The organism is Streptomyces sp. NPDC058877 (genome assembly GCF_042742855.1).
In the GTDB taxonomy this organism is placed as follows: domain Bacteria; phylum Actinomycetota; class Actinomycetes; order Streptomycetales; family Streptomycetaceae; genus Streptomyces.
This window is the reverse complement of record NZ_JBHYMF010000192.1, coordinates 1-12,608: the sequence shown is the minus strand read 5'-3', so window position 1 is coordinate 12,608 and position 12,608 is coordinate 1. Positions and strand designations below refer to the sequence as shown.

Below are 12,608 nucleotides of genomic sequence, written 5' to 3'. Positions count from 1 at the left end.
GAAGAATCGTGGCCGGCCCTCTCGTCGTGTCCCGGAGGGGGCACGGGCCCCGGGGGTCAGCCCGCGATGCGGTCGAGCGCGTCGGTGCGCAGGTCCAGCAATGCCATCAGGACCGGCGGGTCGAGCGCGTCCAGCGGGCGCAACGTGATCTCGGCGGGCATCAGCAAGGTGCCCCCGCGCACGGTCACCGGGCCGTAGCTGCCGACCGAGACGACATCCGCGTCGCCGGTACCGGACGGCATGTGCTCGAGGCCGTACGGGACGGAGTGCACGAGCACGTGCCAGGTGCCGACCGGTACGTCGCGAAGTTCGAAGGAGCCGGGGCCGTCCAGGACGACGCAGCGCACCGGCTGTCCCTGCGGGACGGGGGTGGGGAAGAGCCCCACGAAGCAGTGGCCGGGCTCCCGGTCCGCGGGCAGGTGCACCCGCCCGCGCAGCGCGCTGTGCACGGTCGTCGCCTCGGCCGTGGCGGTGCCGATCTCCGACGTGAATCCGCCCAATTCCCGGAACATGCTCGGTGAGACGCCGACACACGACTTGAAACGGGAACTGAAGGTTCCGACGCTGCTGTATCCGACCTGGCTGCTGATGTCGGCCACGCTGAATTCGGTTTCGAGCAGGAGGCGCTTCGCCTCCTGAAGTCGCAGGGCTGAGAGAAAGCGCCCGGGGGACGTACCCGTCACGTCCCGGAAAACCCGGGTGAAATGGAACTTGCTGAACATGGCGGTGCGAGCCATGTCGTCGATCGTGAGTTCCTGGCCGAGATTCGCGTGCATCTCATCGATCACCCGGAGGACAGCGGCTTCGATGGCGGTGGTGGTCACCGTTTCTCCCTGTCGTTGAATCATGCTCCCTGCCGAGAGGCGGAAGCCGCGTGCCGTGACGGATCGGGGGCGGCGTCGGTCAGCCGCCGCCGGGCGAGGTCCTCGGCGAACCTCTTCCACACCTGGGAGCACTGGAGGGCCAGTTCCGCGACCGTGTCCGTGCAGTGCGGGGGCACGGCGGCGACCTGCCGCCGCCAGGCCTCGTCGACCATGACGTGGGTGTGCAACCAGCGCAGGAAGTGTCGTCCGGACTCCGAGTGCCGCAATGACGGGTCGCCGGCGAGCCGCCGCAGCAGTTCCATCGAGCCGCGGGAACCGCCGGTGACGGCCGTCGGGGCGAGGGCGGCCGTCGCGACGGGCGACGCGGGGGAGCGGCCGGCGCCGGGGCGTCGGGTGGGCGGCTCGGAGTCGGCGGGTCCGGTGGACGCGGCGAGCGCGGGGGACGCGGCGAGTGCCGCGGCGGAGCGGCGGGCGGCCGCGGTTCGGCGGCCCTCGGGCACCGGGGCCTCGCCGCGCAGCAGTCGTCGGCGCACGTCGTGTGCGGTGCCGAGGGAGAGTCCGGTCTCCTTGACGATGGCCCGCAGCGGGAGGTCGGGGCGGCGGGTCATGAGCTCGGCGGCGCGCAGTCGCTCGGCCGTGCGGTCCAGCGGATGGATCCGGCCGTCGGCGCCGATACGGATGTTCGAGCGCGGATTGTCCGCAGTCGAACGGGGACGGATCGTGGCGACCGTCTTGGCGTCGAGACCGGTGCAGGAGGCGACGGACCGGTTCGACAGTTCGGGCCGGGAGCGCAGGATGCGCTCGGCCGCCGCCTTGCGGTCCGCCACGGAGAGGGGAAGACCGTGGGTGGTGTTGGCGGTCACCGAGCGGAGGAACGCCTCGTCGTCGGCGCCGTCGAAGTACTGCACCTCCACCGAGGTGAGCCCCTGGCGCGCGGCCGCCGCCACCCGGTGCATGCCGTCGACCACGCGCAGCGTGGTCCGGTGCACGAGGACCGGCGGCAGCGAAGCGTAGATGTCGGCCAGGTGCCGTACGTGATCCTCGTCCAGGCCGTTCAGGCGGGGCGAGTCGGCCGGCAGCAAAGCCTCGATAGGCAGCCGGTGGGTGAAGTGGGCCGGCAGCGTCAGAGTTATTCCGTCGCGGTTCACCTCTCCCCTTTCCCTTCCGGCGAGATCGAGGCGTGTCCGGCCATCCCCGAAACTCCATGGAAAAAAGCCCGGACCACCGCGGAGGAATGTGCATTCGGGACGACCATAGCGAACGACCTCTTTTTTTCGGAGGGCCGGCGTGGAGACAACGCGACTCCGGTTAGTTGCATCAGAGGACTGGCGTTCGGGCGAACGCGGATCGAGTTGGTTGTTTGAAAAGACTCGATGCTTCTAACTTTCTTCTCACGCCAGCAGGAACCCCACCCACCGGAGGACGAGTTGCACCGAGCACGGAGAATCCCCGAGCGAAAGGTCGACATCGGGGAAGAAGCCACCTCGACCCTCGAGGCGTACGCGGACACCATCGTCCCCGGCGAGAAGCGCTGGCCCGGTGACCGGGCGATCGCCGGTGTCAGCACCGGCGGCGGCGCCGTCACCAGCGGCGCGCTCGACCTCCTGCGCTGGGACGCCACCGGCATCCACGACGGCCTGGAGGACCTGGCCAAGCTCGTCAACGAGCACGCCGTGGTCTACGCGGCCAAGAACGGTCTGACCCTCGACACCGACGTCCCGCCCTTCGTGGCCCTCGGCTACGACGACCGGGTCGCCCTGATCGTCGAGCTCACCGCCGTAGGCCACCCGGAGAAGGACTTCTGGGTACTGCTCTCCCTCTTCTGCAACATGGCCTTCGACTCCGCCGCCCACCTGCACACCGACGACGCGCTCGCCGCCGGTCACCCGGGCCTCACCGCCATGGGCATCACCGCCCCGGACGCCGACGGACTGTGGCGCTTCCAGGAAGCCGGTTACGGCCGGCAGCTCGCCGACCTCCACCCCGCCACCACCCTTTCCGGGAGCCCGGCATGAGCACCTCCATCGAGAAGACCGACGTCCTGGTCATCGGAAGCGGTTTCGGCGGGGCGATCGCCGCCTACCACCTGGCCGCCGGCGGTGCGAAGGTCACCGTCCTCGAGCGCGGCCCCTGGTTGAAGAGCGACGAGTTCGAGCACGACTACAAGCTCGGCTCCTCCTACACCCGGATCTTCGACTTCGTGGTCGGCGACGGCATGAGCGTGCTCGGCGGCAACTGCGTCGGCGGCGGCAGCGTGGTGTACTTCGCGGCCATGCCGCGGGCACCGAAGTTCGTCTTCGACCGGCACGGCAGCATCGGCCGCCGGATGTGGCCGAAGGCGATCAGCCGGGACACTCTCGACCCCTGGTACGACCGGATCGAGGAGTCCCTCTCGGTCAGCAAGCAGGGCTGGGAGGACGCCTCCTACGCGGGCGGTCTGTGGGCCGCGGCCTGCGACCACGCCGGGCGCACCGCCAACCCGCTCGCCGCCGCGATCGACAACTCCAAGTGCGTCAACTGCAACTTCATGATGGCCGGCTGCCGCTTCGAGGCGAAGCAGTCCCTCACCGTCAACTACCTCCCGGCCGCGCTCGCCCACGGCGCCGAGATCCGCCCGCTGCACGAGGTGCAGCACCTGACGCGGACCCCCGAGGGCGACTACCGGGTCCACTACAACGTCGTAGACGACGAGGACTACCGGCTGCAGACCGGCTCCGGCGTCATCGAGGCCAAGATCGTCGTGATGGCGGCGGGCGCGGGTGCCACCCCGGTCATCCTGCAGCGCAGCGAGTCCCACCTCGGCACCATGCCGCACGCGGTCGGCCGCTACTTCTCCGGCAATGGCGAGCGCCTCAATACGGCCATCATCAACGAGGACAAGGCCGCCGAGATCCTCGGCCTGACCCGCGGCGACGGCAACCTCCCCTACGGCGCCAACGCGATCGGCAAGGGTCCGACCGTCGCCAGCTGGGACAAGCTCGACGGCTCGCTGCCCGAGTACTCCCGCTACTCCTTGGAGCAGCTCTACTTCCCGCCCGGTCTCGGCACCATCCTGGCCCAGGTGCCGGACGCCTCCGGACCGACCTGGTTCGGCAGGGAGAAGAAGGAGATCCTCAAGCACTGGAAGTCCTGGCTGACCATCTTCTGCATGACGGAGGACGACAACGAGGGCGTCTTCGGCCCGCCGCCCGCCACCGGCAACTCGATGCGCATCTCGCAGCAGATGCTCGGCCGCGGCAACCTCTCCTACAAGCCCACCGAGAACACCTGGAACGGCTGGAACCAGGCCGACGCCGACGTGAAGGAGATCCTGGAGAAGGACGGCCTCGCCAAGGTGATGCCGTGGACCAACGACCTGGTCGGTGCCTACACCGTCCACCCGCTGGCCTCCTGCCGGATGGGCGATGACCCGGCCACCTCCGCCCTCGACGACACCAGTGAACTGCGCGGTCACTCCGGCATCTTCGTCACCGACGGTTCCGCCGTCCCCGGCGCCCTGACCGTCAACCCGGCGATGACCATCGCCGCCCTCGCCGAGCGTGCGGTGCCGCACATCGTGGCCGCCGCCCAGGCCAGGGGAGTCGCGGTCGACTACGGAGCCCCGGCCCCCACCGGCTACAAGAGCGGACGCAACGGCGTACTGCCGCTGCTCAAGCAGAAGCGCCTGGTCACCGTGTGATCCCTGGGACGGCTTTCGCCGGCCAGTGAGTTGCTTCAAAAAACTGACCACATGACCAGTGGGTTGCACCACGCAACCCGGAAGCGCAGAAGGAGGCGGCGATGCGACCGCTCGTACGACTCATGCTGAAGGGCTCGCTCCGGCAGATCCGGCACATCGCGGCCGTCCCGCCCGCCCGGGCCGAGGACACCGTCGCCGAGGTCTATGCCCAGGCCCACCGCGAGTTCGGCGTCGTCGCTCCGCCGCTGGCCCTGCACTCCCCGGCTCCGCAGGCGCTGGCCGCCTCCTGGCTGCTGCTGCGGGAGACCCTCCTCGCCGAAGGCCGGGTCTCCCGGGCCGCCAAGGAAGCCGTCGCCGCCGGGGTGTCGCGGGCCAACGACTGCTCCTACTGCGTCGAGGTCCACGAGGCCAAGCGGGCCACCCTGCCCGGCACCGACACCCACCGGCCGCTCGCCGTCTGGGCGATGGACGCCACCGCGGCACGGCGGCAGCAGGAGCAGCCGCCGTTCGACGCGGCCGACGCCCCTGAGATTCTCGGCACCGCCGTCACGTTCCACTACCTCAACCGGATGGTCCGGCTCTTCCTGCCGGACTCGCCCGTCCCCGCCGCGGCCCCCGCCGCCGGCCGCGGACCGGTGATGCGTCTGGTCGCCCGTGCCATGCGGGCCGACCGCGGCGCACCGGTGACACCCGGTGCCGCCCTGGGACTGCTGCCCGCCGCCCCGCTGCCTGTCGGACTCGACTGGGCGAAGACCAGCCCCACCATCGCCGAGGCCCTCGGCCGGGCAGTCGCCTCCGTCGACCACGCCGCCGAGCGCTGGGTCCCCGAAGCCGTCCGCGAACTGCTCCACACCGTCCTCGCCTCGTACGACGGTTCCGTCCCCGGCCCCGGCCGCAGCTGGCTCGCCGAGGCGACGACCCCGCTCGACGAGGCCCACCTGCCCACCGGGCGACTCGCCCTGCTGATTGCCCTCAACCCCCACCAGATCACCGACACGGACCTCGCCGACTTCCGCGCCGCGCACCCCGCCGACCGCGAGCTGGTCGAGCTCGCCTCCTGGGCCGCGCTCACCGCCGCCGTCGACATCGGCACCCGGCTCCCCGCACCCGGCAGGGCGCCCCGCCCCGCGGTCGCCGCCCCCTGAACCCGCACCGCCCGCCGTACCCCGCCCCGCCCTTCCCGTACCGCTTCCCTTCCACTTCCCGTCCGAGGAGACACCACCATGACCGCCACGAACGACGTTCTGAAGGCCCTCGCCACCGAGATCGAGGAGACCGCCCGCCTCGTCGAGGGACTGGACGAGCAGGCCTGGCACACCGCCACCCCCGCCCCCGGCTGGAGCATCGCCGACCAGATCGCCCACCTCACCTTCATCTTCCACCTGGCCGGCACCGCCGCCTCCGACCCCGATGGCTTCGCCAAGCTCGCCGCCGGTGCCGCGGGCGACTTCGACGGCGCCGTCAACGCCGCCCTCAAGCAGTTCAACGGCTTCCCGCCCGCCCAGCTCCTCGCCCGCTTCCGCGCCCTCGGCCAGAACTCCGTCGACGCCCTCGCCGCCGTCCCCGAGGGCCAGGTCGTGCCGTGGCTGGTCAACCCGCTTCCGGCGGCCGTCCTCGCCTCCGCCGGAATCATGGAGATCTTCGGTCACGGCCAGGACATCGCCGACGCCCTCGGCGTGCGCCGCGAGGCCACCGAGCGCCTGCGCCACCTGGTCTTCTTCGCCTTCCTCACCCGGGACTTCGGCTACCTCTCCCGCGGTCTGACCCCGCCCACCGAGCACTTCCGCATCGAGGTCACCGCCCCCAACGGCGAGCTCTGGGCGTACGGCCCCGAGGACGCCGCCGACAAGATCACCGGTCCCGCCGAGGACTTCTGCCTGCTCGTCACCCGCCGCCGCCACCGCGACGACCTGGCCCTGGTCGCCACCGGCGCAGAGGCCGACCGGTGGCTCGACATCGCCCAGGCCTACCGCGGCCCGGCCGGCGAAGGCCGCACCCCCGGCCAGTTCGCCCACGCCCACTGCGAGCACTGAGCGGACATGACCGCACGACGGGCGGCCCCGCCCCGCACCCCGACCGCCCTGCCCCGAGGCCCACCAGGCACCGGCCCGCCCCTCCTCCATCCCCGCCGCCAGGAGTTCCCATGACCACCGCCACGCTGCGCACCGCCGTCGTCATCGGCTGTGGCACCACCGGCACCTCCGTGGCCCTCGCCCTCACCGGCGCGGGCGTCGAGGTCACCCTCCTCGACGACGACCCCCGCGCCACCGCCGAGGCCGTGGCACTCGGCGCCGGAACGCCCTGGCCCCCCAAGCGCCCGCCCGCCGACCTGGTCGTCGTCGCCACCCCGCCGTCCGCCGTCGTCGACGTCCTGTACCGCGCGCAGAGCCAGGGCCTCGGGAACGTCTACACCGACACCGCCGGAGCCAAGGACGTCATCAGCTCCGACGCCGAACTGCGCGGCTGTGACCTCAAGGGATATGTGCCCGGACACCCGCTGGCCGGACCCGACGCCCCCGGCCGGGCCGGCGCCGGCGCCGGCCGCTTCACCGGCCGCATCTGGACCCTGTGCCCGTACGAGACCACCCCCGACTGGGCGCTGCGGATGCTCGACGCGCTGATCGAGGCCTGCGGCGCGCAGCGCCTCGACCTCTCCCCGCAGATCCACGACCGGGTCGTCGCCGAACTGTCGCACGCCCCGCACCTGGTCGCGGCCGTCCTCTCCAGCCGCTTCGCCGACAGCTCCCTGGCCCTCCTCGGCCTCGCCGAGCCGAGCCTGCGCGACGCGGTCCGCACGGCCGGCGGCGACCCGTGGGTGTGGGGAGACGTGCTCGCCCACAACGCCGGACCGGTCGCCGACGTCCTGGACCGGATCGCCGGGCAGCTCACCCGGGCCGCCGCGATCCTGCGGGAAGGCGACGAGTCGGCACCGCTCGAACTCGCCCTCACCCTGGAGGAGGGCAGGCGCGGCCAGGCGGCCCTGGACGGCACCCCGGACGGGCGCACACCGAGAGATGCGCCGGCCGCCGGCCGGGTGTGACGGTCGCGGGGTGACCGTCACCACGTCTTCGCCCCCGCCCGAGCCGCCACGCGGCGGCGCGCTGCGTCTGCCCGCCCCCGCCCTGCGCCTGGCCAAGCGTCTCTTCACCACCGCTTACTGGTCGTTGTCCGACTACGGCTGGGTGTGGATCGGCGTGACGACCCCGACCGCGCCGCTCGACCACGGCACCCCCCTGCAAGGACCGCCCCCCGGCCACCCGGAAGGGCTGACCGCTCTTCCCCTGACTCCCGTCGAGAGCGCCCTGGAACGGCAGCTGACCGACGACTGGGATCCGGCCACCGGCAACTCCGCAAACCAGGAGATGACCCGGCCGTGATCCGCCGGACAGGCTCTGGGCACGACCGCCGCAGGAGGAGCCGTCCATGTCGGAAGAGAGCCGCCGGGTGACCGTCACCCCGCAGGACGACCGGTACCCCGGTCTGGTGGAGGGATACAACCACCGTTTCACCGGGCGTCCCGAGGCGGTCCGCCTCGCCGCCACCACCCAGGACGTCGTCGACGCCGTCCAGGACGCCCTCGACAGCGGCAGCCGGATCGCCGTCCGCAGCGGCGGCCACTGCTTCGAGGACTTCACCGCCTCGCCCGACATCCAGGTCCTCATCGACCTCTCGCCGCTGTCCTCCGTCTCCTACGACGAACGGATGGCGGCCTTCGCCGTCGGCGGCGGCACCCGCCTCGACCACCTCTACCAGGAGTTGCACGACGGCTGGGGAGTGACCGTCCCGGCCGGCACCTGCTTCGAGGTCGGCGTCGGCGGCCACATCTGCGGCGGCGGCTACGGACACCTCTCCCGCCGCGACGGTCTGGTCGTCGACCACCTGTACGCCGTCGAGGTCGTCACCGTCGACGACACCGGCCGGGCCCGGGTGATCACCGCCACCCGCGAGCCGGACGATCCGCACCACGACCTGTGGTGGGCCCACACCGGAGGCGGCGGCGGCAACTTCGGCGTCGTCACCCGCTTCTGGCTGCGCTCCGCCGGCCCCCGGCCGACCGCCCCCGAGCACGCCCTGCCCCGCGCCCCGCGCCGGATCCGCCGCGCCGACGTCGTCTGGTCCTGGGACGCCCTGGACGAGCAGAGCTTCACGGCTCTGCTGCGCGCCTACACCGACTGGCACGAGAAGAACAGCGCGCCGGACTCCCCGGGACGCCACATCTGGAGCAACCTGATCGTCCTGCACCGCTCCGCCGGATCGTTCGTCCTCAACTCGGTCATCGACGACGACGTGCCCGGCGCCGCCGGGCTGATGGCCGAGCAGCTGGCCGCGCTCACCGGCCCGGGCGGCGCCGCACCTGCCCACGTCGAGGAGCAGGTGGTGTCCTGGATGGACACCTGGATGCCCTCCTACAGCTGGCCCAGCGACCCGCGCGGCCGGTACAAGAACAAGGCCGGCTACCTGCGCGCGGGCTTCACCGACCACCAGCTCGCCGCCGTCCACCGCCATCTGACCGACCCCGGGTACGACAACCCGATGGCCTGCCTGGTGCTCACCGGCTTCGGCGGCCAGGTCAACGCGGTCGCCCCCGACGCCACCGCCGTCCCCCAGCGCGATTCCATCCTCAAGGCGTCCTACTCCGCGGGCGCGTGGACCGCGCCGGAGGAGGACGAGCTGCACATCGCCTGGGTGCGCCGCTTCTACCGGGACGTGTACGCCGAGACCGGCGGCGTCCCCGAGCCCGGCGACGTCAACGACGGCTCGTACATCAGCTACCCGGACGTGGACCTCGCCGACCCGGTCTGGAACACCTCCGGCACCGGCTGGCCCGTCCTCTACTACAAGGAGAACTACCCGCGCCTGCAGCGGGTGAAGAAGCGCTACGACCCGCGGAACGTCTTCCGCCACGCGCTCTCCGTCGCACCGACCTCCTGACCGGCCCGCACCGCCGCGCCCGCGGCGGACCGCAGCCGTACCCATCCGACGAAACACAGGGAGTTCCCCCATGACCGCCACGACCACCACCACCGCCGTCGCCGAGGACACCGCCGCCGTCGCCGCCGTGCCGCAGCGCATCGTCGCCGCCTGGGCGGCGCACGACGGCGCCGCGTTCGGCGACGTCTTCACCGAGGACGGCACCATGGTGCTGCCCGGCGTGCACGAGACCGGTCGCGAGCGCATCGCCGGCTTCATGACGCAGGCGTTCGCCGGACCGTACAAGGGCACCCAGGTCACCGGCACGCCGCTCGCCGTCAAGTTCCTCTCGCCCGACAACGTCGTCGTCATCACCCAGGGCGGCGTCCTCGCCCCCGGCGAGACCGAGCCGGCCGCCGAGCGCCAGGTCCGCGCCATCTGGGTGCTGACCAAGCAGGACGGCGAGTGGCTGATCGCCGCCTACCAGAACACCCCCCGCAACACCCCGTGACCGGCGTCGGCCCGAAGAAGGAGAACACCGTGGCCCACACAGCCGCACACCGGGCGGTGGTGCTCGGCGGCAGCATGGCGGGACTGCTCGCCGCCCGCGTGCTCGCCGACACCTACGCGGAGGTCCTGCTGGTCGACCGCGACCGGCTCGTCGACGTCTCGGGTCCGCGGCGCGGTGTGCCGCACGGCCGGCACGCCCACGGCCTGGTGGCCCGCGGCCAGCAGATCCTGGAGGAGCACTTCCCGGGGCTCACCGACGACCTCGCGGCCGTCGGCGCCCCCCCGGACGACTTCGGCCACGCCTGTCACTGGTACTTCAACGGCCGGCGCATCGCCCCCGCCGACACCGGTCTGATCTCCGTTCCCGCGGGCCGCCCGGTCCTCGAGGAGCAGGTGCGCCGCCGGGTGCAGCAGCTGCCCAACGTCCGCTTCCTGGAGGAGCACGACATCCTCGGGCTCAGCACCACCGCCGACCGGACCCGGGTCACCGGCGCCCGGGTCCAGCCGCGCCACGCGGGCGGCGAGCCGCGGGAACTCAGGGCCGACCTCGTCGTCGACACCACGGGCCGCGGCTCGCGCACCCCGGTCTGGCTCGCCGAGCTCGGCTACCCGGTGCCGGAGGAGGAACGGGTCGAGATCGACCTCGCCTACACCACGCGCCACTACCGCCTGGACCACGACCCGCTCGGCGACGCCCAGGCGATCATCCCGGCGGCGACCCCCGAGCATCCCCGCGGCGGCCTGTTCTACCGGCTGCCCGGCGACGGGGACATCTACGAGCTGTCACTCACCGGCATCCTGGGCGACCACGCCCCCACGGATCCCGAGGGCTTCGAAGCGTTCATGCGCTCGCTGCCCATCCCGCACCTGTACGACGCCGTGGCCGACGCCGAGCCCGTCGACGAACCGGTCAAGTTCCGCTATCCGGCAAGCGTCTGGCGCCACTACGAGCGCCTGCCCAGGTTCCCCGACGGACTGCTCGTGATGGGCGACGCCGTGGCGAGCTTCAACCCGGTCTATGCCCAGGGCATGACGGTGGCCGCGCTGGAGTCACTGGCGCTGCGCCGGCACCTGGCCGCACCCCGCGGCCGGAAGCCCGCCGCGTACTTCAAGGACGTCGCGGCCGCCATCAAGGCGCCGTGGGAACTGGCCGCCGGTTCCGACCTCGGCTACCCGGGTGTCTCCGGACGCCGCACGCTCAAGGTCAGGATGGCCAACGCCTACGTCGCACGCCTCCAGGCCGCCGCCGAGCACGACCCGGAACTGAGCAACGCGTTCATCCGCGTCGCCGGTCTCATCGACCCGCCGCAGGCGCTGATGCACCCGCGCCTCATGCTGCGCGTCCTGCGGGCCTCCCGCGCCGCCCGGCGCACCGGCTCCGCCACCACCGCACCGCGCCGGCAGCCGCAGACCGCCGCCGCACCCCACTGACGCCCCACCGCGCCCGCTCCGGCACGCGTACCACGAGAGGCTGCCATGCGCCCCTTCCACATCGAGATCCCCCAGGCCGACATCGACGACCTGAACGAGCGCCTCGCTCGCACCCGCTGGCCCGAGGGCGAGATCCCCGACGCCGACTGGTCGCGCGGCGTCCCGGTCGCGTACCTCAAGGAACTCGCCGAGTACTGGCGCTCCGGCTTCGACTGGCGCGCCGCCGAGGCCAGGCTGAACCAGTACCCGCAGTTCATCACCGAGATCGACGGCACCGACGTCCACTTCCTGCACGTCACCTCGCCGGAACCGACCGCGAAGCCGCTGATCGTCACGCACGGCTGGCCGGGCTCCGTCGCCGAGTTCCTCGACGTGATCGGCCCGCTCACCGACCCGGCCGCGCACGGCGGCGACCCGGCCGATGCCTTCCACGTGGTCATCCCCTCCATCCCCGGCTACGCCTTCTCCGGCCCCACCCGCGCGGCCGGCTGGGACACCCGCCGGGTGGCCCGCGCCTGGGCCGAGCTGATGAGCCGCCTCGGCTACGACCGCTACTTCGTGCAGGGCGGCGACTGGGGCATGCCGATCTCCCTGGAACTGGGTCTCGCCGACCCGGAGCACGTCGCCGGTGTCCACGTGAACATGTTCGTCACCTTCCCGCCGCAGGAACCGGCCGCCTTCGAGGGCCTGGACGCCACCGACCTGGGACGCCTGGAGTTCGCCGGGCGCTTCCAGCAGGACGGGATGGGCTGGCAGCGCATCCAGTCGACCCGGCCGCAGACCCTCTCGTACGGGCTCACCGACTCGCCGGTCGGCCAGCTCGCCTGGATTGTCGAGAAGTTCAAGGAGTGGACCGCCGCGGACAAGGTTCCGGAGGACGCGGTCAGCCGCGAGCACCTGCTCACCAACGTCTCGCTCTACTGGTTCACCGGCACCGCCGGCTCCAGCGCCCAGCTCTACTACGAGTCCGCGCACGGCGACGAGGCCTTCGTCCGCACCTGGGGCGGCCCCTGGCCGCTGAAGGCGCCGGTCGGCGTGGCCGTCTTCCCCGAGGACGCCGCGCTGCCGATCCGCCGCTGGGCGGACCCGCTGCTGCCGACGCTCACGCACTGGACCGAGTTCGACAAGGGCGGCCACTTCGCCGCCCTCGAGCAGCCCGAGCTGCTCGTCGAGGACGTCCGCGCCTTCGTCCGACCGCTGCGCCAGGGTTAGCCGCGCACGAGATTACCGGGGCGGCCGGCTCCTTCCGGAGC

General features: G+C 72.3%; 12 protein-coding genes. 10 read left to right on the top strand and 2 right to left on the bottom strand.

The window, feature by feature from the left end; all coding sequences use genetic code 11:
- Nucleotides 1-56: 56 nt before the first annotated feature.
- Both ACFW2Y_RS29930 and ACFW2Y_RS29925 read right to left on the bottom strand, forming a co-directional pair.
- The gene (locus ACFW2Y_RS29930; RefSeq protein WP_384885386.1) at nt 57-824 is read right to left on the bottom strand and encodes a helix-turn-helix domain-containing protein; all 768 of its coding nucleotides are present in this window, start codon (nt 822-824) and stop codon (nt 57-59) included.
- A gap of 20 nt (nt 825-844) precedes the next feature.
- Nucleotides 845-1,945, bottom strand: coding sequence for a ParB/RepB/Spo0J family partition protein (locus tag ACFW2Y_RS29925; protein ID WP_384885387.1), 1,101 nt, complete (start codon nt 1,943-1,945; stop codon nt 845-847).
- Between the two features lie 306 nt (nt 1,946-2,251).
- On the opposite strand from ACFW2Y_RS29925, the gene ACFW2Y_RS29920 reads away from it, so the two are divergent.
- From ACFW2Y_RS29920 to ACFW2Y_RS29875, 10 genes are all read left to right on the top strand, one after another.
- Nucleotides 2,252-2,839 carry a DUF5987 family protein gene (locus ACFW2Y_RS29920; protein WP_384885384.1) on the top strand — a complete coding sequence of 196 codons (588 nt, stop codon included), beginning with the start codon at nt 2,252-2,254 and terminating at the stop codon, nt 2,837-2,839.
- Nucleotides 2,836-4,503 carry an FAD-dependent oxidoreductase gene (locus ACFW2Y_RS29915; protein WP_384885382.1) on the top strand — a complete coding sequence of 556 codons (1,668 nt, stop codon included), beginning with the start codon at nt 2,836-2,838 and terminating at the stop codon, nt 4,501-4,503. Before ACFW2Y_RS29920 ends, ACFW2Y_RS29915 begins: the two co-directional genes overlap by 4 nt.
- 101 nt (nt 4,504-4,604) lie before the next feature.
- Nucleotides 4,605-5,648 carry a carboxymuconolactone decarboxylase family protein gene (locus tag ACFW2Y_RS29910; RefSeq protein WP_384885380.1) on the top strand — a complete coding sequence of 348 codons (1,044 nt, stop codon included), beginning with the start codon at nt 4,605-4,607 and terminating at the stop codon, nt 5,646-5,648.
- A gap of 78 nt (nt 5,649-5,726) precedes the next feature.
- Complete coding sequence (locus ACFW2Y_RS29905) at nt 5,727-6,536, top strand: TIGR03084 family metal-binding protein (protein ID WP_384885379.1); 810 nt, start codon at nt 5,727-5,729, stop codon at nt 6,534-6,536.
- A 110-nt stretch (nt 6,537-6,646) separates the two neighbouring features.
- Nucleotides 6,647-7,543, top strand: a complete 897-nt coding sequence (locus ACFW2Y_RS29900) for a prephenate dehydrogenase/arogenate dehydrogenase family protein (protein WP_384885377.1) — start codon at nt 6,647-6,649, stop codon at nt 7,541-7,543.
- Nucleotides 7,544-7,553: 10 nt separating this feature from the next.
- Entirely contained in the window at nt 7,554-7,880 is a 327-nt protein-coding gene (locus ACFW2Y_RS29895) for a DUF6059 family protein (RefSeq protein ID WP_384885376.1), read from the top strand.
- A gap of 46 nt (nt 7,881-7,926) precedes the next feature.
- Nucleotides 7,927-9,435: an FAD-binding oxidoreductase gene (locus tag ACFW2Y_RS29890; RefSeq protein WP_384885374.1), complete on the top strand. Its 1,509-nt coding sequence runs from the start codon at nt 7,927-7,929 to the stop codon at nt 9,433-9,435.
- Between the two features lie 70 nt (nt 9,436-9,505).
- Entirely contained in the window at nt 9,506-9,925 is a 420-nt protein-coding gene (locus ACFW2Y_RS29885) for an SgcJ/EcaC family oxidoreductase (RefSeq protein ID WP_384885372.1), read from the top strand.
- A gap of 29 nt (nt 9,926-9,954) precedes the next feature.
- Nucleotides 9,955-11,355: an FAD-dependent oxidoreductase gene (locus tag ACFW2Y_RS29880; RefSeq protein ID WP_384885371.1), complete on the top strand. Its 1,401-nt coding sequence runs from the start codon at nt 9,955-9,957 to the stop codon at nt 11,353-11,355.
- 45 nt (nt 11,356-11,400) lie between these two features.
- Nucleotides 11,401-12,567, top strand: a complete 1,167-nt coding sequence (locus tag ACFW2Y_RS29875; protein ID WP_384885370.1) for an epoxide hydrolase family protein — start codon at nt 11,401-11,403, stop codon at nt 12,565-12,567.
- The last annotated feature ends 41 nt before the right edge of the window (nt 12,568-12,608 follow it).